Source organism: Janthinobacterium aquaticum (genome assembly GCF_009208565.1).
Classification (GTDB): domain Bacteria; phylum Pseudomonadota; class Gammaproteobacteria; order Burkholderiales; family Burkholderiaceae_D; genus Janthinobacterium.
In genome coordinates this window covers 272,795-294,352 of sequence record NZ_WFLK01000002.1, presented here as the reverse complement: position 1 = coordinate 294,352, position 21,558 = coordinate 272,795, and the positions used below count along the sequence as shown (strand labels likewise).

Annotated in this window: 22 protein-coding genes; 7 read left to right on the top strand and 15 right to left on the bottom strand. The window is 60.7% G+C overall.

The genetic code is table 11. The features are described 5' to 3' along the window. Positions 1 to 2: 2 nt before the first annotated feature. From GCM43_RS04200 to GCM43_RS04185, 4 genes are all read right to left on the bottom strand, one after another. A complete protein-coding gene (locus tag GCM43_RS04200) occupies positions 3 to 1,160 on the bottom strand; it encodes a CmpA/NrtA family ABC transporter substrate-binding protein (protein ID WP_152242259.1) in 1,158 nt (385 codons plus the stop codon). A 133-nt stretch (positions 1,161 to 1,293) separates the two neighbouring features. Then, entirely contained in the window at positions 1,294 to 1,950 is a 657-nt protein-coding gene (locus GCM43_RS04195; protein ID WP_193315532.1) for an ANTAR domain-containing response regulator, read from the bottom strand. Between the two features lie 125 nt (positions 1,951 to 2,075). Continuing rightward, positions 2,076 to 2,537, bottom strand: coding sequence for a GNAT family N-acetyltransferase (locus GCM43_RS04190; RefSeq protein ID WP_152242258.1), 462 nt, complete (start codon positions 2,535 to 2,537; stop codon positions 2,076 to 2,078). Positions 2,538 to 2,625: 88 nt separating this feature from the next. Further along, entirely contained in the window at positions 2,626 to 3,345 is a 720-nt protein-coding gene (locus tag GCM43_RS04185) for a LuxR family transcriptional regulator (RefSeq protein ID WP_264372636.1), read from the bottom strand. 231 nt (positions 3,346 to 3,576) lie between these two features. Between GCM43_RS04185 and GCM43_RS04180 the strand changes: the two genes are divergently transcribed. Beyond that, positions 3,577 to 4,641: an alpha/beta hydrolase gene (locus GCM43_RS04180; protein ID WP_152242256.1), complete on the top strand. Its 1,065-nt coding sequence runs from the start codon at positions 3,577 to 3,579 to the stop codon at positions 4,639 to 4,641. Positions 4,642 to 4,689: 48 nt separating this feature from the next. Here the strand turns inward: GCM43_RS04180 and GCM43_RS04175 are convergent, their stop codons facing one another. Further along, entirely contained in the window at positions 4,690 to 5,592 is a 903-nt protein-coding gene (locus tag GCM43_RS04175) for a LysR family transcriptional regulator (RefSeq protein WP_152242255.1), read from the bottom strand. A gap of 168 nt (positions 5,593 to 5,760) precedes the next feature. Between GCM43_RS04175 and GCM43_RS04170 the strand changes: the two genes are divergently transcribed. Together GCM43_RS04170 and GCM43_RS04165 are read left to right on the top strand one after the other, a co-directional pair. Further along, entirely contained in the window at positions 5,761 to 6,714 is a 954-nt protein-coding gene (locus tag GCM43_RS04170; RefSeq protein ID WP_152242521.1) for an aromatic alcohol reductase, read from the top strand. A gap of 282 nt (positions 6,715 to 6,996) precedes the next feature. Next, complete coding sequence (locus GCM43_RS04165; protein WP_152242254.1) at positions 6,997 to 7,626, top strand: M23 family metallopeptidase; 630 nt, start codon at positions 6,997 to 6,999, stop codon at positions 7,624 to 7,626. 19 nt (positions 7,627 to 7,645) lie between these two features. Here GCM43_RS04165 and GCM43_RS26065 read toward each other — a convergent pair whose 3' ends face one another. The 3 genes from GCM43_RS26065 to GCM43_RS04150 all read right to left on the bottom strand — a co-directional run bounded on the left by GCM43_RS26065 (position 7,646) and on the right by GCM43_RS04150 (position 8,877). Then, a complete protein-coding gene (locus GCM43_RS26065) occupies positions 7,646 to 7,861 on the bottom strand; it encodes a DUF6434 domain-containing protein (RefSeq protein WP_152242253.1) in 216 nt (71 codons plus the stop codon). Positions 7,862 to 7,914: 53 nt separating this feature from the next. Next, a complete protein-coding gene (locus GCM43_RS04155) occupies positions 7,915 to 8,325 on the bottom strand; it encodes a VOC family protein (RefSeq protein WP_152242252.1) in 411 nt (136 codons plus the stop codon). A 126-nt stretch (positions 8,326 to 8,451) separates the two neighbouring features. Beyond that, complete coding sequence (locus GCM43_RS04150) at positions 8,452 to 8,877, bottom strand: ester cyclase (protein WP_226929311.1); 426 nt, start codon at positions 8,875 to 8,877, stop codon at positions 8,452 to 8,454. A 111-nt stretch (positions 8,878 to 8,988) separates the two neighbouring features. On the opposite strand from GCM43_RS04150, the gene GCM43_RS04145 reads away from it, so the two are divergent. Together GCM43_RS04145 and GCM43_RS04140 are read left to right on the top strand one after the other, a co-directional pair. Further along, positions 8,989 to 9,930 carry a LysR family transcriptional regulator gene (locus tag GCM43_RS04145; RefSeq protein ID WP_152242250.1) on the top strand — a complete coding sequence of 314 codons (942 nt, stop codon included), beginning with the start codon at positions 8,989 to 8,991 and terminating at the stop codon, positions 9,928 to 9,930. A 119-nt stretch (positions 9,931 to 10,049) separates the two neighbouring features. Continuing rightward, positions 10,050 to 10,616, top strand: coding sequence for a GNAT family N-acetyltransferase (locus tag GCM43_RS04140; protein WP_152242249.1), 567 nt, complete (start codon positions 10,050 to 10,052; stop codon positions 10,614 to 10,616). Positions 10,617 to 10,698: 82 nt separating this feature from the next. Here the strand turns inward: GCM43_RS04140 and iolB are convergent, their stop codons facing one another. The 7 genes from iolB to GCM43_RS04105 form a co-directional block, all read right to left on the bottom strand. Further along, a complete protein-coding gene (iolB, locus tag GCM43_RS04135; protein WP_152242248.1) occupies positions 10,699 to 11,493 on the bottom strand; it encodes a 5-deoxy-glucuronate isomerase in 795 nt (264 codons plus the stop codon). Then, on the bottom strand, positions 11,490 to 12,404 hold the full coding sequence (iolE, locus tag GCM43_RS04130) for a myo-inosose-2 dehydratase (protein WP_152242247.1): 915 nt from the start codon (positions 12,402 to 12,404) through the stop codon (positions 11,490 to 11,492). The genes iolB and iolE overlap by 4 nt, the downstream gene beginning before the upstream one ends. A 10-nt stretch (positions 12,405 to 12,414) precedes the next feature. After that, the gene (iolD, locus tag GCM43_RS04125; RefSeq protein ID WP_152242246.1) at positions 12,415 to 14,262 is read right to left on the bottom strand and encodes a 3D-(3,5/4)-trihydroxycyclohexane-1,2-dione acylhydrolase (decyclizing); all 1,848 of its coding nucleotides are present in this window, start codon (positions 14,260 to 14,262) and stop codon (positions 12,415 to 12,417) included. Then, positions 14,259 to 16,214: a bifunctional 5-dehydro-2-deoxygluconokinase/5-dehydro-2-deoxyphosphogluconate aldolase gene (locus tag GCM43_RS04120; RefSeq protein ID WP_152242245.1), complete on the bottom strand. Its 1,956-nt coding sequence runs from the start codon at positions 16,212 to 16,214 to the stop codon at positions 14,259 to 14,261. The genes iolD and GCM43_RS04120 overlap by 4 nt, the downstream gene beginning before the upstream one ends. Before the next feature lie 10 nt (positions 16,215 to 16,224). Further along, positions 16,225 to 17,010, bottom strand: coding sequence for an ATP-binding cassette domain-containing protein (locus GCM43_RS04115; protein WP_152242244.1), 786 nt, complete (start codon positions 17,008 to 17,010; stop codon positions 16,225 to 16,227). Positions 17,011 to 17,012: 2 nt separating this feature from the next. Further along, positions 17,013 to 18,182 (bottom strand): ABC transporter permease, encoded by a 1,170-nt coding sequence (locus GCM43_RS04110; protein ID WP_152242243.1) that lies wholly within the window; start codon positions 18,180 to 18,182, stop codon positions 17,013 to 17,015. 124 nt (positions 18,183 to 18,306) lie between these two features. Further along, positions 18,307 to 19,356: a sugar ABC transporter substrate-binding protein gene (locus tag GCM43_RS04105; RefSeq protein WP_152242242.1), complete on the bottom strand. Its 1,050-nt coding sequence runs from the start codon at positions 19,354 to 19,356 to the stop codon at positions 18,307 to 18,309. Between the two features lie 346 nt (positions 19,357 to 19,702). On the opposite strand from GCM43_RS04105, the gene GCM43_RS04100 reads away from it, so the two are divergent. Together GCM43_RS04100 and iolG are read left to right on the top strand one after the other, a co-directional pair. Next, positions 19,703 to 20,569: a MurR/RpiR family transcriptional regulator gene (locus tag GCM43_RS04100; RefSeq protein ID WP_152242241.1), complete on the top strand. Its 867-nt coding sequence runs from the start codon at positions 19,703 to 19,705 to the stop codon at positions 20,567 to 20,569. After that, complete coding sequence (gene iolG / locus GCM43_RS04095) at positions 20,562 to 21,548, top strand: inositol 2-dehydrogenase (RefSeq protein WP_152242240.1); 987 nt, start codon at positions 20,562 to 20,564, stop codon at positions 21,546 to 21,548. Before GCM43_RS04100 ends, iolG begins: the two co-directional genes overlap by 8 nt. The last annotated feature ends 10 nt before the right edge of the window (positions 21,549 to 21,558 follow it).

Here is a 21,558-nt window from a genome sequence, read left to right as displayed (position 1 = left end):
CTTTAAAATAAATGACCGATGCCAAATGCAGCGGCATACGCTTCCGGATCGCTGCCGTCCCAGCGCACGCCATCGCACAGTACCGAGGCGCGCATGGCGCCTGCCGGCAGCGGCGTGCCCGTGATTTCGGCCGCCTGGCGATACAGGTCGATGCGGTTGACCTGGCGCGCCATGCCCAGGTAATCGGGTTCGTCACGCAGCAGGCCCCACCGTCGATGCTGACTGGTAAACCACATGCCGTCCGACAAATACGGGAAATTGACGGCGCCGTCGCCATAAAAGCGCAGCCGCCCGCCATCGTTCCAGGTCTTGCCCAGGCCGTCCTGGTAGTGGCCCAGCAGGCGCGGCGCCAGCAGTTCCGGCTGGGTGTTGAGGAACTCGGGAGCGGCCAGCGTGGCGGCCATCTGCAGACGGTTCACTTCGCTGGCGTCGATCCAGCGCCCCGCTTCAAGCACGGCGGCAATCAGGGCGCGGCAGGTATTGGGATGCTGCTGGGCAAAGGCGGCGCTGGTACCGAGCACCTTGCCCGGGTGATCGGGCCAGACCGCGCTGCTGGAGGCCAGCGTGACGCCCACGCCATCGACGATGGCCTTGTAGCCCCACGGCTCGCCGGCGCAATAGCCATCGAGCTGCCCGGTGCGCAGCGCCGCCACCATCTGCGACGGCGGCACCGTCATCACGCGCACGTCGCGCAGCGGATCGATGCCCTGCGCCGCCAGCCAGTATTGCAGCAGCATCGCATGGTTGCCGGTCGGGAAAGTATGCGCCAGCGTCGGCAGGTGCCTGGAGGCGCGCACCTGGCGCGCCAGCGACGCACCGTCGATGACGCCGGCGCGGCCCAGTTCGCCCGAAACGGTTATCGCCTGCCCGTTCTGGTTCAGGTTCATCAGCACCGCCATGTCGCGCCGCTGGCCGCCGATGCCAGCCTGCACGCCATAGACCAGCCCGTACAGCACATGGGCGGCGTCGAGTTCGCCGCTGGCCAGCTTGTCGCGCACGCCAGCCCACGACATCTCGCGGCTCAGCTCGATCTTGATGCCATGACGCTCGTCGAAGCCCAGTTTCGAGGCCATCACCAGCGAGGCGCAATCGGTCAGCGGCAGGTAGCCGATACGTACTGTCTGTTTTTCCGGCACCAACTTGCGCGTTACCTCAGTCATGCTGCTTTTCCTCAATCGCAAACTTCGTCTTGTAGTGTGTCCAGCAAGGAGCGTGCCATCCTGCATCCCGCACTGTGCCGCGACAACGCGGCCACCCTGCACCCGTTTGGTGCCCCGCACCAAATTGGACAGATTATCCTCCCAGCAAGTCCTCCACGTCGATAATGCGCTGGGCTATCTCGGCCAGCCTGAGCTTTTTGTTCATGGCCATGCTGCGCAGGCGCTGGTAAGCCTGGTCTTCGCTCAAGCCATGGTGCGTCATCAGGAGGCCCTTGGCGCGCTCGATCACCTTGCGCTCGGCCAGCTTGTGGCGCGTGTCATCGAGTTCGGCGCGCAGCTTGGCCTCCTGGCGAAAACGCGCCAGCGCCACATTGAGCACTGGTGCAATGCGCTCGGCATGCAGCCCGGCCACGATATAGGCCGACACGCCGGCCGCCATCGCCGCATCGATGCTGTCGGTGGCACCATCTTCGGTAAACAGCACGATGGGCCGGCGCTCGTCGCGCGTGGCAATCACGATATGCTCGAGCACATCGCGTGCATCGGACTCGGCATCGACGATGATCATGTCGGGCTGCAACTGGGCAATGCGCTCAGGCAGGTACAGGTCGGCCGGCAAGGAAGCGATGATATCGTAGCCCGATTCAAGCAGGCCGATGCGCAAGGCATTGCCGCGCTGCGCTTGCAGCTGCAGCGACGCGTCATGTTCGTCGCCAGGGTGTATCAGGGTATTGACCACCACAATGCGCAGCTTGCGCAGCGGGGAGGACAATGTCGGTCTGGGCGTCATGGGTGGTGTGGCCTGTATGCAAACAATGTCTGCCTTATCAGCAAGAAGCGTACCAATGCATATCGGCCTGGCAAGTACCCGTTATCTCACGCCCTCGATACCAGAGCGCAAGTGATCCCAGTGGTTCAGGCCGGGCTTGCACACGGTCGAAGATAATAGTGATCGAATTCTCCAGCCTCGATCAGCCCGAACCCGTGCCGCAGGTAAAAACGGTTTGAATCGCTGCCGCGCAGGGCGCCCACCCGCACCGGCAGGTCCGCCGCTGCCGCTTCCTCGATAACTCGGGCGAGCACGGCGGCGCCGATACGCTTGCCCTGATGAGCGGGATGAATATAAAGGTGGTCGAGCAGCATGACGTCCGGCTGCGGCTTGACGACAACAAAGCCGACGCGTTTGCCTTCGCTGTCGATATGGCGCGTGTGCTGCGGCACATAGCCGGACAAGAACCGGTCTCTGGCGCGTACGGGATCGAAGCGCCCTATGCGCTGAAGGCTGTCGCGCATGGCCTCGATACGCAGTGCGACGAGCGCCTCGGCATCGCCAAGCTGGGCCGGTGTCAGCACCACTGTCGGAGTCTGGAATGGCATACCGGGAATTACCTTTATCTTTCAATAGTGAAAGCATGAGCCGCACATCTTACAACGCATGCAAGCAACACTCCCGGCTCAGGCCAGGCTATATCAGCCGCAGCATTGCGGCCTTGAGCACGCCTGCCGTTTTATTGCCAGCGCCTAGCCTGCGCAAGGCATTGTCGATATGAAAAACCACCGTACGTTCGGCAATACCAAGTATATCGGCTGTTTCGCCAGCTGTCTTGCCATCGCCGGCCCAGCGCAGCACGTCTATTTCACGTACCGTCAGCTTGACCTCGGCTGCACTGCCAGGCCTGGACGCCAGCACCCCAGCCAGTGTTTCGTGAACCGCCTGGGCGAGCCAGGCCACTTGCGGCGTCTTGTCGCCCAATTCGGCCGGCGAGATGGCATCGTGCGAGCGCGATAGTGTCAGCAGGCTGGCAATGCCCTTGATGTCATGCATCGGTTGCGCCCAGCCGACGCGCAGGCCATGAGCATGGGCGTCCTCCCACAACTGACCAGCTTGGGCGAATACCTGATCCGACCATAAGACTGGTCTGGTGGAGAGCACCGCATGGGCCACTGTCGGATCGACGCTCAGATAGCGTGCAGTCTCATAGCGTTCGCGCCATGCCGGCGCATAGTTGCTCAGCATGACTGTTTTCGGATTGGACAGCGGCAGTGGCAGGCGCATCCCGATCGCACCGAACTCGAAGCCGAGCTGATTTGCTGCCTGTGCCATGACGGACATCAGTTCGGCCTCCGTGCAAACCTGCACCAGGCGCTCTTGCCAAGTTTGTTGCCACAGATAATGTGGATGCATCAAGGTGCCGCTTCCTCTTGCCTACCGATACTGCGCTACTGTCAGAAATACCAGCTTACCTGCAGCTGATCGCCCTGCTATGCTGGAATTTCTAAAAACAAACCGTCACAGCTGGTTTATATTTTCTCATGATTCAACGCCTCCGGGCTCAGTGCTGACTACGTCATGAGGCTCATGACGCGATCAACCTGACGGACCAATCGATAACCTTACCACCACATCAGGACTCTTATGCTGCCCCGCCATCTGATTGCTCCCTTCACTGCCTTGCTGCTCGGCCTGGCACACTGTGCATCGTACGGTGCAACTGACGTACCGCGCTTGTCACCAGGGGCAGCCTGCAAGGCAGGCGCCCCGGTTGACGAAAAAGGTTACGCTAGCATAGGCGGCGTTGAACAGTGGATACGCATCAAGGGCAGCAACTGCGCCAACCCGATTGTGGTGCTGGTGCACGGTGGCCCTGGAAACCCGACCACGCCATTTGCCGACAAATTTTATCAATCGTGGGAAAAAGACTTCACGATTGTCCAGTGGGACCAGCGCGGCGCCGGCATGACCTATGCCCGTAATCGGTTGACAGATGAGGTGCCCTTGCTGGTCGAGCAGTTGCGCGATGATGGCATCGAGGTCGCGCACTACGCGGCGAAGCGCTTCGGCAAACAGCGCGTGATACTGCTGGGTGGCTCGTGGAGCTCAGTGCTCGGCGTACACATGGTCAAGACCGAACCGGCACTGTTTTGCGGCTATGTCAGCACGTCGCAAGTGGTCGGTCCGCTGCCGACCCAGGCCAGCATTGACGCCACGCTGGCCCTGGCGCGCGCTGCAGGAGACCAGGAAGCTGTCGCCAGAATCGCATCATTGGGTGCGCTGCCGTGGACCAACCCGCGCTATGCCGGGATGTTTCGCCGCGTGATACGCAAATACGAAGGCCAGCGCATCGAGCCTGTACCCAAGGCATGGACCGGTTCTTCGCCGGAATATACGACACCGCAGTACGAAGCCGATTACGAAGCCGGCGAGGATTACTCCTGGCTGCAATTCGTCGGGCTCAACGGTGATGGCATTGCCTCGAAAATCGATCTCTACAAGCTTGGGCCGAAATTCGACGTGCCGATCTACATGGTGCAGGGAGAGCAGGATTTGCTGACCATGCCTGAGCCGAGCAAACGCTATTTCGACTTTATCGAAGCGCCGCACAAGGAGTTCATGCTGGTGCCGCGCACGGGCCACGATCCGAATCCGCCGATGGTGGCAACCCAGTTGTCGTTGCTGAAAAAAATCGGCGACTGCCAGTGACAGCCAAGCGGCCAGGCACTTCGGTGGCGTCATACACCACAAACGATGTCACTGTTGTCCGGCCTTGCCAAACAACCCGATGGTCCAGTCGGTAAATGCCCGCATCGCCGGAGAGAGAAAACGCTGATGCGGGTAGAGCAGCGAAACCGGCACGGGCGCCGGCCGTTTGTCGGCCAGCACCTCGACCAGTTGCCCGGCTTGCAACTGATCAGCCACCACCGTCTCGGCCAGTTGCACCAGGCCGTGTCCGTCAAGCGCCAGCCTGATATACAAGCCCGTCTCGTTGACCGCAGCCGTACCGGGAACCGGCACCGTGACGCTGGCCCCCTCTTCGATGAAGTGCAATTCGCTGCCGCGCCGGGTCTTGCTGGAAAAATAATGCACTGCCCGGTGATGCTGCAAGTCGTCGAGTACCTTGGGAACGCCCATTTCGGCCAGGTAGGATGGCGCCGCGCAGGTCATCCATCGCAACTCGCCCAAGCGGCGCGCGACCAGCGTCGAATCATGCAGGCTGCCGGTACGGATAACGCAATCGACGCCCTCCTGTATCAAATCGACCTGGCGGTCATTGACGCCGATCATCAGATAGATATCGGGATAGCGCTGCTGGAACTGCGCCAGTTGCGGCAGGATCACCGCATGGGCCAGGCTGCCCGGCATATCCACGCGCAGCCGTCCTTGCGGATGCTCGGCAGAACTGTGCAAACTGGCCTCGGTGTCGTCAATCAGGTCGAGTATGTCGCGGCAGCGCGACAGATAACGCTCGCCTTCCGGCGTCAGGCTGAGGTTTCTGGTGGAGCGGTTCAGCAGGCGTGTCTGCAAATGTTTTTCCAGTCGTTTGATGATGCCGGTGACCGATGAGGCTGGCATGCCCAGGCTCTCTGCTGCGCGCACAAAACTGCGGCTGTCGACCACGCGTAGAAATACCTGCATTGCCTGTACGCGATCCATGATCTGTCCTGTCAGCGATAGAGAAAACGGCACTATACCCCAACATTATTCGAATTTTCTGCATGATGAAACCCGCCGCGCCTGCTTTTTCTGTGCTGCCTGGCCAGTTACAGTCAGACCTCATACTGACAGGAGCCATAAACAATGTCCGATCTATCAAACCATGTAATGAACCAGGCAAATCCCGACGCCGTATCGCGCAACATTCTCGTACTCGGCGCGGGAGAACTGGGCCTTCCGGTGCTGCGCAATCTGGCGCGCCGTGCACGCGATGTGGACGGCGCAAAAATCAGCGTGCTGCTGCGCGCCAGCGCCATCGAATCCGGTGAACCGGGCAAGCAGCGCGATGTCACCGAAATCCGCCAGCTCGGCATCGACATCGTCATCGGCGATCTGGTGAAAAGCACCATCGATGAACTGGCCATCGTCTTTGCGCAATACGACACCGTTATCGGCTGCGCCGGTTACGCGGCAGGCATCGACACGCCCATGAAGCTGGCGCGCGCCGCCTTGCAGGCGCGCATCCCGCGCTACTTCCCGTGGCAGTTCGGCGTCGATTTTGACGTCATCGGCCGCGGCAGTCCGCAAGACATCTTCGACGCCCAACTCGATGTGCGCGAGTTGCTGCGCGCTCAGGATCAGACAGAGTGGGTCATTATCTCGACCGGCATGTTCATGAGCTACCTGTTCGAGCCGGAATTTGGCGTGGTTGACCTGCAAAACGACGCCGTCCACGCGCTGGGCAGCCTCGACACCGCCGTGACGCTGACAACGCCCGATGATATCGGCATGCTGACGGCCGAAATCGTGTTCGCCAAGCCGCGTATCGTCAACGAGATCGTGTTTCTGGCCGGCGACACCGTCACTTACGGCGAAGTGGCCGACAAGCTGCAAGCCGCGCTTGGCCGCCCCTTCAGCCGTTCGGCATGGAGCGAGCAATACCTGCTCGACGAACTGGCGCGCGAGCCGGGCAACATGATGCGCAAGTATCGTGCGGCATTTGCTCAAGGGCGCGGTGTAGCATGGGACAAGCACGACACCTTCAATCAGCGCCACAAGCTGCCCGTAACCGACGTGGCGTCGTGGATCAAGGCCAACCTCGCTTCAAACGGCCACGATTGAAAAGGAGATAGCATCTCCATCGAAACTCCATCGTACGTCCACGCAGTCTGCGGGAAGCGACGGTATTGTTTGAGATTGCCTGCCAGTTTCTGGCAGGCGCAAAGAAATATGCTCATTCATGTCGTTGTCACTAGTCGTGTCAGCGACGTTAATAAGATGCTTGGCAAGAAAGTGAAACGACAACTACAGCCTGCTTCGCTATGATAGTTTGCTGTCGGGAGTATAGTTTGTGCTATTACCAAGGTTATTTCATTTCAACGATCATCACCAAGCTGAAAACAAGTGAAACTGTCCCCTCTGCTCTTGCTGTCGCTGGTTTTTGGCATCGCGCTTTTTGCTATTTTTTCCCCAGAAAGCTCTGATCCCGAACGTCGTTCCTATCCATGCAGTCAGCCAGCCACCGATTGGCAAAAGTCACCGTATGTTCTGCCTTACCGCGACCATTTCGCCTATGTCGTTAACCAGGCCAATTGCTCAGGCAACGGGCATAGCAACTTCTGGAATCATGGCTACGATTTCGTGATGCCGGTCGGAACACCAGTCACTGCCGCACGCAAGGGTACGGTGCTCACTGCAAGCGACGGCTGCGCCGACGGCAATCGACAATGCACCAACCTCGTCACAGTGCAGCATGAAGATGGGACTGTCGGCTTGTATTCGCACCTCACCCGTGGTGGCGTAAAAGTTCATGTTGGCCAACAAGTCGCGGCGGGAGATTGGATTGGTCTTTCGGGCAACACTGGCAATACCGGAGGTCTGCCACACTTGCACTTCTCAGTGCATCCTTGCGGCGCACTACCTGGTCTTGGACTAAGCGGCACCTGCCCATCGATCCCGGTCAATTTCAAGAATGCCGGACCAAACCCGAATGGTCTGAAGCCCTTGAAAGCGTATCTACCGGCCCCCTTCTGACCGGCGCTATATCGCCGAATCAAGCGCTTCCGGCGCGGTGTCGAGTCCATTCATCCGCCACGTCACCCATACTTTTGGGAATGCCGTTTCGTATCCATGCCATGAATTCGCGGTCGAATTTGAAATCCGCTCCGCACTGCGCAAGAAGAAAGCGCCGGACATTCTGCGTGTTCCTGTAATGATCATCGACTTGTGTTGCGCGTGAAATGTCTCCACCGTGCCAATCAAATGCCATCGTCAACCTTTCCTCTTATCGAAAACGCCTGCAAAGCCGGTTAACCATAGCGATCAATCGAAAAATCTCATGCCGTCGTAGGGTGCTCGTCTGCATGCTGCCAGTCGCGATGCGAGCGAGCCGACATGCGCCTCCAATTGGTGGCCGTCAGGATCAAGAAAATAGAAGGATTGCCCTTCGCTGCTATTGTTCTGCCATGCCTTCACACCGCAGTCCAACAGCGTATTTCTGAATTCGTCGAAGTCCTCGGGGCGGATTGAAAATGCATAGTGAGTATATTCCGCGGTCTGCTTTGAGAGCGCCTCCTTCGACAGTGAAAGGCATAGCCAGAAATCGCCCATAGTGAGGTAAGCCCCGGTATTCCAGATGGCTTCTGGTTTGAAGCGAAGCAGCGTCGCGTAAAAATCGACACTGCGTGAAAGGTTGCCCACAGAAAGCGTCAGATGGTTAAAACCGGTAAGCATGGAAAACCTTGCTGTGGTATTTACGAAAGCGCTATCTTAACAATGCGCGGGTGACAATGCGCTCGGGCTACGCCAAAACGACTGATATACGCTGTATTCATTTGATCCTTACGCTTTTGGATAGGTTTAACTCTGGGGTGGGAACTGCCCCAGTTGCAGAAACAGGCCGAACCAGTCCTCCATATGCCAAGTGGTGGTGACCAGGCCGTTCGCGACCGTGTGAAACTCATGCAGGCGGAAGCTTACCTTCTTGCCGGTCGGCGCGATGCCGAACAGCGCACCTTCATGGGTACCACTGATTTCAGCGCGCACAGCGACCTTGCCAGGCTGCTGGATGGTGTCATGGATGGTGATATGCACGTCGGGAAAGGCGGCGGCAACCATGCGGATAATGGGTTTGATGCCGGCGGGGCCGGCTTCCTGGCCGGGCGCGAGAGGAATATCGTCCCAGTCAGGGGCCAGCACGCTGTCGACAAGATCGGGGTTCTGTTCGCTGAAAGCGCGGTACAGGGTCATGACTGCGGCAAGCTCAGTCTGCAATTGCCGGGACATATCAGTTGTTGAGGTATGCATGATGATTGTTCAGTAGTGGACGAGCGGCCAGTGTGTGCTTTGCAGTAGAATTCGTCCAACAAATAACCGATATAGATAACTATACGAATTATGGATTTTCATGGTATCGATCTGAACCTGCTCGTTGCCTTTGATGCGCTGATGAAAGAGCGCAACGTCACGCGTGCGGCAACCCAGGTCGGCGTCAGCCAGCCGGCAATGAGCGCGGCCTTGTCGCGCCTGCGTATTTTGCTGGGCGACCCGCTGTTCCAGCGCAGCAGTGCCGGGCTCACTCCGACGGCACGTGCGCGCGACCTGGCGTCGCCGATCGCCGCTGCACTGCGCCAGATCGAATCGGCCATGCTTAGCCAGCCCGACTTTCAGCCCGAGATGGCATCCATCACATTCAAACTGGGCCTGCAGGACTACCCCACGCTGGTGCTGCTTCCGGCACTGCTGGAGGCACTTGAACAAACCATGCCAGGCATTGCATTGAATGTGCTTGCCTATAATGACCGTAATGACGCCGTCGACCTGCTCGATGCAGGGGCAATCGATGTGGCAATTGGCGTGTCGCCGATCAATACAGACGCCCGCATCCTGACGCGGCCGCTGATGCGCGATGAATTTGTCACCATCGTATCGAGCGACAGCCCGGCCGCCAGGCAAGCGATGGACCTGAACACGTATCTGGGCCTCCAGCACGTGCTCGTGTCGCCCGAAGGAAAGCTGCACGGCCTTGTCGATCAGGCCCTCGCGCAACAAGGCAAAAGCCGCAAGCTGGCTTTGACGTTGCCGCAACTGTTTGCCGTACCGGCAGTTGTCGCTCGCACCAGCATGGCGGCCACCATCCTCAAACGGGTCGCGCTGCATGCGCAGGCCAGCCATCGGCTTACCCTGTTTGCGCCACCGCTGGCGCTGCCGGATATTGTTTTTCACCTGATCTGGCACCGGCGCAGCGACCATCACCCCGCTCAGCTGTGGTTCAGGAATTTTATTGCGCAGCAATCAGAAGTTCTGTCATCAGCATCGGCGGATGAAGACATTATTTGAAGACCAGGTACCGGCTTGATGGCACATTCCAGCTGATGGCAACACCGCGCAAGACCTGGCGTGCGGAAAACACCTCGCTGAGGCCATAATGCGCGGTCAAACTTGAAAGGATTTATCCCATGCCGCACATCCCAAACGACATCAGGCTTGAACGTGTAGCCCATGCCGACCTGCCCGCGTTCAAACGCGGACTGCAGGAAGCGTTTGCCGCCGGTATCGCAGCAGCATTCGGCGCACCGCCAGACGAAGCTGTTCCGGCTGAAGAGGATATCGACGAGTCGTTGAACCACCCCGACGCCGTGGCCTGGCACTTCATTGCCGCAGGCGAACCGGTAGGCGGCGCCGTGGTGCTGGTCAATGAACTAACGCAAAAAAATTCGCTCGACTTCTTTTTCGTTTTGCCACGCGTGCACGGGCTGGGCATCGGCTACCGTGCCTGGGTGGCAATCGAGAAGGAGTATTCCGACACCACAGTGTGGGAGACGCACACGCCCTACTTCGACAAGCGCAACATTCACTTTTATCTGAACAAGTGCGGCTTCAAGATAGTCGAATTTCATCATGCGCGTCATCCGGACGCGCATATGCCTGAGCTCGGCATTCCGCCCGGAAAAGAGGACCAGGACGGCATGTTCAGGTTTGAAAAGGTGATGCCGCCAGGAAATGAAGGAGTTTCACCGGCGTAGCGCCAGACAGACGTTCCGGCTGGCAGGCGCCATATCGCGTCCGATGACGCTGGCCCGCACCAGGCGGGCCAGACAGTTCGACCTACTTGCTCATCAGCCAGTCATGCGCCGGGTCGTTCTTGAACTGCCAGATGCGCTTGGGCCCCGCCATCACGTTCAGATAGTAACCGTCGTAGCCATACGGCACGGTGACCGGATGGTAGCCGCGCGGCACCATCACCACGTCGTGGTTTTCCACCGCCAGCGCTTCGTCGAGCGAGCGGTCGTCGGTGTAGACGCGCTGAAACGCGAAGCCCTGCTCGGGGTTGAGGCGATGGTAATAGGTTTCTTCCAGCGAGCTTTCTTCGGGCAGGTTGTCGCTGTCGTGCTTGTGCGGCGGGTAGCTCGATGAATGGCCGCCGGGCGTCACCACTTCCACCACCAGCAGGCCGTCGGCTTCGGCCGTCTGCGGCAAAATATCGCAGACATAGCGCGTGTTAGCGCCCTTGCCGCGCACCGAGCGCGCCATGCTGGACGGTTCGATCAGGCGTGCCGGCCGGTGCGTAGTGGCCGGCGCGCTGCACAGTGCCACTTCGGCCGAACCGCTGGCTGTCACGCTGACGCGCGTTTCCAGCGGCACATACACCGCATACGGCGCGCGCTCTTCGAAGACGCTGCTGCGCCCGCCGATGTCCTGCCAGACCTGGTCGCCTGCCATGACCGTCACAGTGCCGCTCAGCACCACGATACACAGTTCGCGCGCGCCCGTATCGAGTTCGACGGCCTCGCCGGGCGCCAGGCGATGGGCGGCAAAGCCCACGTGGGTCCAGCCGGCCGACTCGGGCGTGACTTCGACGATCTGCCGGCCAGCCTTGCTGGCCTTGACTAACAGGCTCATGCTGCTTCCTTTCCCAGCGACGGGATTTCGCGCACCAGCCGCGCCAGCGTGTCGTAGCCCATTTTCGCGTACTGGTAGCTCGGCGCCACGGCCGGGTCCTGCTCGGCTTCGACTACCAGCCAGCCTTCATAGCCGTGGCGGTACAGCGCCGTCAGGATGGCTGCAAAGTCGACGCTGCCGTCGCCGGGTACGCTGAAAGCGCCATTGATCACCGCCTGCAAAAAGCTCCAGTTGCCGTTGCGCGCCAGTTTCACCACGTTAGCGCGCACATCCTTGCAATGCACATGGCAGATACGGTCCAGATGCTTGTTGAGCACGGTCAGTGCATCGCCGCCGGCAAAGGTGATATGGCCGGTATCGAACAAGAGGCCCACCGACGGGCCGGTTAGCGCCATCAGCTGGTCGACATCGGCCGGCGTTTCCACGTAGGCGCCCATATGGTGGTGATAGGCCAGGCGCACGCCGTGCTTGAGCAGATGGTCGGCAAATACGGTCAGCTTGTCGCAATAGGCCTGCCACTGCTCGCGGCTCTGGAAGCGCGGACGCTTGTAGAGCGGGCGCGGCTCGCCCTGGATGGCGTCGGCCACTTCACCGTACACCATCACGGTAGCGCCGCTGTCGGCCAACAGGCGCAGGTGCGGTCCCACCGCCTCGATTTCCTCTTCGGCGCTGCGATGCGCCAGACGGCCCGAATACCAGCCCGAGATGCAGGCCAGGTCGTATTTGCCCAGCACGGCGCGCAGCGAAGGCGCGTCTTTCGGAAACTTGTTGCCGAGCTCGAAACCCTCATAGCCGATTTCGGCGCCCTCTTTCAGGGCCGTTTCCAGTGGCGTTTCGCCGCCCAGCGATGGCAGGTCGTCATTCATCCAGGAGATCGGGTTGATACCGATGCGCACATTCCATGTAGTCATTTCAGTCCTTTCAATTGCGTTGTTGCAGACGCTCGGTTTCATAGCGGGCACGCGCGGCGCGTACGCCTTCCTGGGTCGATACTTCCGGCACGGCTACCTCCCACCAGCAGCCGCCTTCGCTGGTGGTGCGCTTGTCGTCAGTGTCGATGCAGATCAGGTAGGTGCGGCTGGCGGCGCGCGCGCGCAGCAATGCCTGCTCCAGTTCGGCAATCGAGTCCACATGCTCGGACAGCGCACCGAGCGACCTGGCGTGCAGCGCAAAGTCGATGGCCGGTGCGCCCTCGCCTTCCTGGTAACAGTCGACCAGCATATTGTTGAACGGCGCATTGCCGCAGGCCTGCTGCAGGCGGTTGATGCAGCCGTAGCCACGGTTGTCGAGTACCACGATAATCAGTTTTTTATCGAGCATGACCGAGGTGGCGATTTCCGAATTCATCATCAGATAGCTGCCGTCGCCCACCATCACGATCACTTCGCGGTCCGGTCGGGCCATTTTCACGCCCAGGCCGCCGGCAATTTCATAGCCCATGCACGAATAGCCGTATTCCATATGGTAGCCACCGGGCGTGGCGGTGCGCCACAGCTTGTGCAGTTCGGCCGGCAGCGTGCCCGCTGCGCACACGGCGATATCGTTCGTGGTCGAATTGAGGCTGGAGCGCTGTACGGCGCCGATTACCTCGCCGTCATACGGCAGGCCAGCCACCTCGCGCTTGCCGGTAATGGCCAGCACCGTTTCGCGCCAGCCATGCGACTGCTGCTCGGCGCGCTCGCGCCAGGCCGCATCACTGTGCCAGCCGGTCAACAGCTGCGACAGGCCCTGCAAGCCCAGCGTGGCGTCGGCCTGCACGGCCAGGCCGCGCCGTTTGAGCGCATCGAAACCATTGACGTTGATGCTGACCAGTTCGGCTTTGGCAAACAGCGAATTGGAACCGGTAGTAAAGTCCTGCAGGCGCGTGCCGACCGCCAGCACCAGGTCGGCCTCGAACGCCAGCGCATTGCCGGCTGGCGAACCGGTCACGCCGATGGCGCCCAGTTGCAAAGGATGGTCCCACGGCAAGGCGCTCTTGCCGGCCTGGGTTTCTGCTACGGGCACACCATGCTGCTCGGCAAACGCGCGCAGCGCAGCGCCAGCCTCGCCATACAGCACGCCGCCGCCGGCCACGATCAAAGGCTGCCTGGCCTTTTTGATCAGTGCGGCCGCCTCTTCCAGTTCGTCGGCTACCGGCGGCAGCGCGCGGAAACGCACGATGCGCGGCGCAAAGAATTCCTCGGGATAGTCGTAGGCCATGGTCTGCACGTCCTGCGGCAGCGACAGCGTCACCGGGCCGCAGGCAGCCGGATCGGTCAGCACGGCAATCGCACGCGGCAAGGCCGTCAGCAACTGCTCGGGGTAGACAATGCGGTCGAAATAGCGCGACAGCGGCTTGAACGCATCATTGACCGACACGCTGCCGTCGACCGGATCTTCAAGCTGCTGCAGCACCGGGTCCGGCGCGCGCGACACAAACACATCGCCCGGCAGCAGCAGCACCGGCAGGCGGTTCACATGAGCCAGCGCGCAGGCCGTCAGCAAATTGGTGGCGCCAGGTCCGATCGAGCTGGTGACAGCCATCATGCGCCGACGCATATGCGCCTTGGCGTAGGCAATCGCTGCATGCGCCATGGCCTGTTCGTTATGCGCGCGGTAGGTCGGAAAATGTTCTTTGTACTGGTACAGCGCCTCGCCCAGGCCGGCCACGTTGCCGTGGCCAAAAATGGCAAAGGCGCCGCCGAACAGCGGCTGGCCGTCTTCGACTTTGAGCGCCGCCAGATAGCGCACCAGCGCCTGGGCCATGGTCAAACGGATGGTCTTGCTCATGCTGCACGCTCCAGTTGCACATTGTTCTGACGCGTGCGCTGCCACAGCCCGATCAGCTGCTCGAAATTGGCGCGCACGGCAGCAATCAAGGCTGCGTCGTCGATCTCGCCGGCCAGCCAGCGGCGGCTCGGCTCCTGGAAGATGGTACGCCCGACCATAAAGCCGCGGCAAGTGGTGCTGTGGCGCGCTTCTTCAAAGCTGGCGGCCAGTTCGGCAATCGGCGCATTCAGGCCCAGCAGCACCACGCCACGGCAATACGGATCGCGTTCCTGCACCAGCGCATCAATGGCCCGCCACTGGCTGGAGCTCAAACCTTCGAGCTTCCACCATTCAGGATAGATGCCCAGATTGTACAGGCGCTTGACGGCGCGCAGCACGGTGTCGTCGCCCTGCGGCAGGGACTCGGGGGGAATGATTTCCAGCAGCAGTTCATGGCCGCTGATCTGCGCCGCATCGTACAGCGCCTTGATCTGTGCTTCCTGTTCCAGCCGGTTGGCCACCACATCGTCCGGATGCAGTTGCACCAGGCATTTGATCACGTGCTCCTTCGGCCAACTGACCAGGTGCGAACCGATCGAGCGGCCCCAGTCGAACTGCAGCGGATTCGAGCCTGGCAGCTCGACCGGGCGGCCAATCCACCAGCCGCGGCCGGTTGCGGCATTAAGCGCATCGACGCCATAGCGGCCATCGATCAGCACGCCCGTGCGCCCGGCCAGGCCCAAGGACGTTTCGGTCTGCGCCACGGCTTGCACCAGCAGCTGCTTGAGCGCGGAAATCGACGCTTCGGGCGCGCCGGCCTGCTGCGCCAGCTCAAAAAACTGGGTGCGATGGTCGAACGCAAACACGCACAGTTCGTCCCACTGCTTGCGCGCCACCGTAGTGCGGTGCAATCGCGCCAGCGTGGCGTCCTGATCCGGCTGGGTGAGCCTCGCGGCATGGGCCAGGAAGTAATCGAGTTCTGCCGGCGACGGCATGGCCGGTGCGCAGCCATGGCGCGACACCACCAGCGCGCCGCACGCATTGGCGTAGCGGCAGCAGGCGTCGTAATCTTCGCCGCGCAGCCAGCCTTTGAGAAAGCCCGAGATAAAGGCATCGCCGGCGCCAAGCACATTCAACACGTCGACCTGCACGCCACGGTAGTTGAACGCATCATCGAGCTTGCCCGGAATGGCGCCTTCGATCACGGCGCAGCCGAGCGGGCCGCGCTTGACCACCAGCGTGGCGCCGGAGACCGCGCGCACCGCCTTGAGTGACGCGATAATGTCATCGCCGCCGCCGGCAATCATGAACTCCTCTTCCGTACCCACTACCAGGTCGAACTGCGGCAAGATGCCTTGCAGATGGCGCGTGACGGCGTCGCTCGATACAAAGCGCGTTTCGCCATCGGCCTTGCCCGACAGTCCCCACAGCACAGGGCGATAATCGATATCGAGCACGGTGCGCACATTGTTGGCACGCGCCAGCGCCAGGGCCTGGCTGCTGACGGCGTGCATGGCAGCGCTGGAAAAATGCGTGCCGGTAATCAGCAACGCCTTGCTTGAGCCGATAAAGCCGGCGTCGAACGAGTCCGCCTCGATGGCCATGTCGGCACAGTTCTCGCGAAAGAAAATCAGCGGAAACGTATCCTTGTCCTTGATGCCCAGCATCACCAGCGCCGTCAGGCGCTCAGGGTCGATGGCCACATGGCTGACGTCGCAGCCTTCCTTGCGCAAGGTGTCGGTCAGGAAACGGCCCATATGGTCGTCACCCACTTTCGACAGCATGGCCGATTTGAGGCCCAGGCGCGCCGTGCCGAAGGCGATATTGGCCGACGAGCCGCCCAGGTATTTGGCAAAACTGGTGGCGTCTTCCAGCGTGCTGCCGATCTGCTGCGCGTACAGGTCCACCGCCAGGCGCCCCAGGCAGATCACGTCGAGCGCGCGGCCACTGGCAAAATGTGCATTGTTTTTCATGGGTTTGTCCTTAGATCGTCACACCGTCGAGTTCACTCATCAGCGTTTGCATTTCCGCGCCGCCGGCCATCATGTCGAGCAGCTCGTCCTTGGTGACCGTGTCCTTGGTAAAGGTGCCGAGCGAGCGGCCACGGTTGAGCAGCGTGAACGAGTCGCCCACCGGATAAGCGTGGTGCACATTGTGGGTAATGAAGATCACCGAAATGCCGCGCTCACGCGCCTTGTAGATCAGTTTCAACACATTGAACGACTGCTTGACACCAAGCGCTGCCGTCGGCTCGTCGAGAATCAGCACGCGGGCACCGAAGTGGATGGCGCGGGCAATGGCCAGGCACTGCTTCTCGCCGCCGGACATGGTGCCGATCGCCTGGTGCGGGTCGCGCACCATGATGCCCATTTCGGCCAGTTTGGCGCGCGCCGTGTCGGCTGCGTAATCGATATCCATCACCCGCACCATGCCGAACAGCTTTTTCATCGGCTCGCGGCCCATGAAGAAATTGCGCGCCACCGACAAGAGCGGCACCAGTGCCAGGTCCTGGTAGACGGTGGCCACGCCCATGTCGAGCGCCTCGCTGGGCGAATTGAAGATCACCGGCTTGCCATCGACCATATACTGGCCATCGGTGGGCTTGTGCACGCCGGCCAGGGTCTTGATCAGGGTCGACTTGCCGGCGCCGTTGTCGCCCAGCAGGCAGTGAACTTCGCCTTCTTTGAGGCGCATGGTGACGTTCTGCAGCGCCAGCACCGAGCCGAAACGTTTGCTGACATTTTCCAGTGCAAGTATATGCTCGCTCATGATTACCTCGCTTCCGTGACGCGGGAGCGCACGAAGTTATTGAACAGCACCGCGATCAACAGCATTACGCCGAGGAACACGCGGAACCAGTCCGAGTTGATATTGGTATAGGTAATGCCGATCTGTACCACCCCGAAGATCAGGGCGCCGAAGCAGGCGCCAACTACCGAGCCGTAGCCGCCGGTCAGCAGCGCGCCGCCGATCACCGCTGCAATAATGGCTTCGAATTCCTTCTGCATGCCGCGGTCGGCAGCGGCCGAACCGATATCGCATACCTGCAAGGTGGCAAACAGGCAGGCACAGAATGCAGTAAAGACAAACAGCGAGACCTTGACCTTGCGCACCGGCACGCCGACGTTCTTGGCCGCGTTGGCGTCGCCGCCGACGGCAAACATCCAGTTGCCGGCACGGGTACGCGACAGGACAAACGCCGCACCGGCAGCAAGCGCCACCCACCAGCCGATCACCTTGGGAATGCCTTTGACCAGCGGCGTGCCATCGTCAAGCATGGCGATCCAGCCTTGGCTGCCCATCCAGTGGAACAGGCCGGTGGCGAAATTACCGTGGAACAGCAGGCTGGCCAGCCAGTCCTGGGCTGCCAGTTCGCCCACGCCGGACACGATGGTGCGGTTGGCAAACATGATCGACAGCGCCAGCGTCAGGCCGCGCAGGATAAACAGGAAAGCCAGCGTGACGATAAACGACGGCAGGCGCGTCTTGATCACGATATAGCCGTTGAGCCAGCCCAGCGCCATCGAGCCGGCAAAGGCAAAAATAATCGCCATCCACAGCGGCCAGTGGAAATAAATGGTGGGAATGGCGATCATCATGCCGGCAAAGCCGATCATCGAGCCGATCGACAAGTCGAATTCACCGGCGATCATCAACAGGCAGGCGCCGATGGCGATAATGCCCAGGTAGGAAGCCACCTGCATCCAGTTGACCACGCCATCGAGGTTGAACATGCCGGAGTCGCCGGCGGTAATGATGAAAAACGCGAAGACCAGCACGGTGCCGGAAATCGAAGCAAATTCGGGGCGGCCAAAAAAACGCTTGACCCAGCTGACGCTGCCCACGCGCTCATCGGTGGCGGCGGCGGCAGGCCGGCCGGCTTTGGTGTCTGTCGGGGGCTTGGCGCCGGGGGTGGCCAGGCTGGTTTCGAGCACAGTCATACAATGTCCTTTCTGAGTACCTTGCGCCAGGCGTGCGCGTCCCGCCCGCCGCCCCTGCTACGTGGGCGGCGATGGAACCGGCCTGCATCGCAGGCCGCTGGCAAAGCTGATGGTAAGAGCCGGATTAGCGGTATTGCCCGGCGTACTTCTCGACCTTGGCGATGTTGTCCTTGGTCACGAAGCCTGGGCCGGAGCTGATATGGCGCGGGCCATAGATGGGGGTGAGACCGTACTCAGCCAGGCGAGCCTGGTATTTCGGATTGGCGATCAGGATTTCCTTGACCTTGGCCAGGTCAGTAATCTTCTGCTGTTTCATGATGGCCATCACGGCAACCGGGATATAGCCCTGCAGGTAAGGCTGCTGGTCGATCGCAAACTGGATCGAGCCGTCCTTGATGCCTTTGGTAATTTCTTCGGACAGGTCAAAGGTGGCAAAATACATCTTGCCTTTCAGGCCCATTTTTTCTACCGCGCGCATGGCAGGCGGCGCCGAATCGGGGCCCAGCGCCAGCACCGCCTGGGTTTTCGGATTGCTGCGCAGATAGGCGCTGACCTTGCTTTCAATCACGCCAGGATCGACGCCGTTGGTGTCAAGCGTGGACGACTTGAAGTCCACGCCCAGCGCCTCGGCAAAGCCGCGGCAGCGCTCGAACGACGAGGCATTCATCGCATAGTGATTCACGCACACGAACGACTTGATGCCCGCTTCCTTGGCGCGCTTGCCGGCGCCGTAGCCGGCGTCGTATTCAGGCTGGCCCACGTGCATGATGGCTTTCAGCTGTTCGCTCTGTTGCAGCGTGCCCGAGTTGATGGTCACCAGCAGTATCTTCTTGGCCACCACCGTGCCCAGCGGCTTTTGCAGCACGCTGAAGTCGGCGATGTCGGCGATCAGGCCGTCGTAGTTGCGCGCCGCCGATTGCTCGATCAGGCGGGCCATGTCGGCCAGGTCGCCATTGGGCGGATTGCGGTAGTCGACGGTCACGTTAAAATCGTCGCCGGCCTGCTTGATGGCGTTCTTGATGGTGTTCCACCAGGAATCGGAGTCCGGCGCATGGCTGACCATGACGAATTTCTCGCCCGCTGCATGGCTGACGCCGGCGCTCAGACCGAGACCCAGACCGAGGCTGGCGATGGCCAGGCACTTCAACAAACCCTTGCCTTTATTGCTTTGCATGAATGTCTCCTAAACGGAATAATTTTTATAGTTGCCAGCTTTTATGAAGGGTGACACCGGCTCGCTTGTCAACATGCAAACCGGTGCACTGCGCACAGATTAGTCCAGGTAAAAAGCAAATGCAATGAAAATTTCAAAAATAATTTAAATAGAAAATCGTTTCTATTTTTTCGTTTCACTCCTATAATTCTCGCCATACCAACCCACCTTGCCGTACACCGGATACGCCGTAGGTCGGATTAGCCCACCGGGCGTAATCCGACATGCAAGCAATATGTCGAATCAGCCCAAAGGGCGACATCCGACAAGCAAGCGTTTCGCAGGCACAAAAAAGGATCAGCAGCATATGGCAGCCACCGCCCCCATCGAGCAACTGATGCAGCAGATTGCCACCGAGTACGACAACCTCTCGCGGCAGCTCAAAGTCATCGCCCAATACATCGAAAAACACCGTGCCAGCCTGATGCTCGAGCGCATCAGCGACATTGCCGCCGCCTGCGACGTGCAGCCGTCGGCCATCGTGCGCTTTGCGCAGCGCTTCGGCTACACAGGTTTTTCTGAAATGCAGGATGTGTTTCGCCAGGCCTATACCGAACAGGCTGGCGCCGCGCCCGACTACCAGCAGCGCATCCGCAAGCTCATCTCCACGCGTGACGCCAAGCTGAGCGCCGGCGACCTGACGCGCGAATTTGTCGGCGCCAGCCGCGCCGGCCTCGACGACCTGGCCGCCGGCCTCGACGATGCGCAGCTCGAAGCGGCCGTCAATCTGCTCTTGAAAGCAGACAATATCTATGTGATCGGCGTACGCCGGTCCTTTCCGATCGCCTCCTATATCGCCTACGCGCTCGAGCACACCGCCAAGCGCGTGCACCTGGTGACAGGCCTGGGCGGCATGCACCGCGAGCAGATGCGCAGCGTGCGTGAACGCGATGTGGCGATCGCCATCAGTTTCTCGCCTTACGGCAAGGAAACCCAGCAGTGCATCAAGGTGGCGCAGGACAAGGGCGCCAAGGTCTTGGTCATTACCGACAGCAAACTGGCGCCACTGGCGCGCACCGCCAGCGCGTTGTTGACCGTGACCGAGGGCAGCGCCTTTGCCTTCCGCTCGCTGACCAGCACCATCTGCCTGTGCCAGGCGCTGTTTATCGCCCTGGCCTACAAACTAGAGCTCGACATCGAAGAAATTCATACCCCAGGAGACCAAGATGATTGAAGTAGCGTTGTTCGGTGCCGGACGCATCGGCAAAATCCATGCAGCCAACCTGGCTGCCCAACCAGGCGTGCAGTTCAAGTACGTCGTGGACGTCAACCAGGAAGCGGCCGCCTCCCTGGCCGCCCAGCATGGCGGCAGCAGCGCCAGTGTGGAAGCGGCGCTGGCCGACCCGGCCATCAAGGCCGTGGTGATTGCCTCGAGCACCGACACCCACGCCGACCTGATCCTGCGCTCGGCCGCTGCCGGCAAGGCCATCTTCTGCGAAAAGCCGGTCGACCTCACCATCGACCGTGCGCGCGCCTGCGCCGCCGCCGTCAAGGAAGCGGGCGTGCTGTGCATGCTCGGTTTCCAACGCCGCTACGATCCGACCTTCAATGCCGTCAAGCAGCGCATCGCGGCCGGCGAGATCGGCACACCCGAATTGCTGGTGGTCACCAGCCGCGATCCGGGCCCACCACCGGTCAGCTATATCAAAGTATCGGGCGGCATCTTCAAGGACATGCTGATCCACGACTTCGACATCTTCCGCTGGATACTCGACGATGAAGCGGTCAGCGTGCACGCCACCGGCAGCTGCCTGGTCGACCCGGCCATCGGCGAAGCAGGCGACCTCGACACAGCCGTGGTCACCATCCGCACCGCCAAAGGCCGCCTGTGCCAGATCAACGCCACGCGCCGCGCCGCCTATGGCTACGACCAGCGTTTCGAGGTGCTGGGCGACAAGGGCATGCTGCAGGCCGGCAACCACAAGCCGACCGAAGTGACAGCCTATGGCGCCGTCAATGTCAGCGTCGACAAACCGGAAGACTTCTTCCTGGAACGCTACCGCGTGGCTTACGCCCAGGAAATGGCGCATTTCTTTGACGCCCTGACCAACGGCACGGCGCTGCGCACGACTGTGCACGACGGCCTGAAAGCACTGGAACTGGCCGAGGCGGCCACGCTGTCGTGGCGCGAGCGCCGCGTCGTTGAACTGTAAATAAAAAATA

Bases quoted from the DNA above. Each gene is read 5' to 3' on its own strand.
- GCM43_RS04200 (WP_152242259.1), bottom strand. From the start codon at position 1,160: ATGACTGAGGTAACGCGCAAGTTGGTGCCGGAAAAACAGACAGTACGT.
- GCM43_RS04195 (WP_193315532.1), bottom strand. From the start codon at position 1,950: ATGACGCCCAGACCGACATTGTCCTCCCCGCTGCGCAAGCTGCGCATT.
- GCM43_RS04190 (WP_152242258.1), bottom strand. From the start codon at position 2,537: ATGCCATTCCAGACTCCGACAGTGGTGCTGACACCGGCCCAGCTTGGC.
- GCM43_RS04185 (WP_264372636.1), bottom strand. From the start codon at position 3,345: ATGCATCCACATTATCTGTGGCAACAAACTTGGCAAGAGCGCCTGGTG.
- GCM43_RS04180 (WP_152242256.1), top strand. From the start codon at position 3,577: ATGCTGCCCCGCCATCTGATTGCTCCCTTCACTGCCTTGCTGCTCGGC.
- GCM43_RS04175 (WP_152242255.1), bottom strand. From the start codon at position 5,592: ATGGATCGCGTACAGGCAATGCAGGTATTTCTACGCGTGGTCGACAGC.
- GCM43_RS04170 (WP_152242521.1), top strand. From the start codon at position 5,761: ATGAACCAGGCAAATCCCGACGCCGTATCGCGCAACATTCTCGTACTC.
- GCM43_RS26065 (WP_152242253.1), bottom strand. From the start codon at position 7,861: ATGGCATTTGATTGGCACGGTGGAGACATTTCACGCGCAACACAAGTC.
- GCM43_RS04155 (WP_152242252.1), bottom strand. From the start codon at position 8,325: ATGCTTACCGGTTTTAACCATCTGACGCTTTCTGTGGGCAACCTTTCA.
- GCM43_RS04150 (WP_226929311.1), bottom strand. From the start codon at position 8,877: ATGTCCCGGCAATTGCAGACTGAGCTTGCCGCAGTCATGACCCTGTAC.
- GCM43_RS04145 (WP_152242250.1), top strand. From the start codon at position 8,989: ATGGATTTTCATGGTATCGATCTGAACCTGCTCGTTGCCTTTGATGCG.
- GCM43_RS04140 (WP_152242249.1), top strand. From the start codon at position 10,050: ATGCCGCACATCCCAAACGACATCAGGCTTGAACGTGTAGCCCATGCC.
- iolB (WP_152242248.1), bottom strand. From the start codon at position 11,493: ATGAGCCTGTTAGTCAAGGCCAGCAAGGCTGGCCGGCAGATCGTCGAA.
- iolE (WP_152242247.1), bottom strand. From the start codon at position 12,404: ATGACTACATGGAATGTGCGCATCGGTATCAACCCGATCTCCTGGATG.
- iolD (WP_152242246.1), bottom strand. From the start codon at position 14,262: ATGAGCAAGACCATCCGTTTGACCATGGCCCAGGCGCTGGTGCGCTAT.
- GCM43_RS04120 (WP_152242245.1), bottom strand. From the start codon at position 16,214: ATGAAAAACAATGCACATTTTGCCAGTGGCCGCGCGCTCGACGTGATC.
- GCM43_RS04115 (WP_152242244.1), bottom strand. From the start codon at position 17,010: ATGAGCGAGCATATACTTGCACTGGAAAATGTCAGCAAACGTTTCGGC.
- GCM43_RS04110 (WP_152242243.1), bottom strand. From the start codon at position 18,182: ATGACTGTGCTCGAAACCAGCCTGGCCACCCCCGGCGCCAAGCCCCCG.
- GCM43_RS04105 (WP_152242242.1), bottom strand. From the start codon at position 19,356: ATGCAAAGCAATAAAGGCAAGGGTTTGTTGAAGTGCCTGGCCATCGCC.
- GCM43_RS04100 (WP_152242241.1), top strand. From the start codon at position 19,703: ATGGCAGCCACCGCCCCCATCGAGCAACTGATGCAGCAGATTGCCACC.
- iolG (WP_152242240.1), top strand. From the start codon at position 20,562: ATGATTGAAGTAGCGTTGTTCGGTGCCGGACGCATCGGCAAAATCCAT.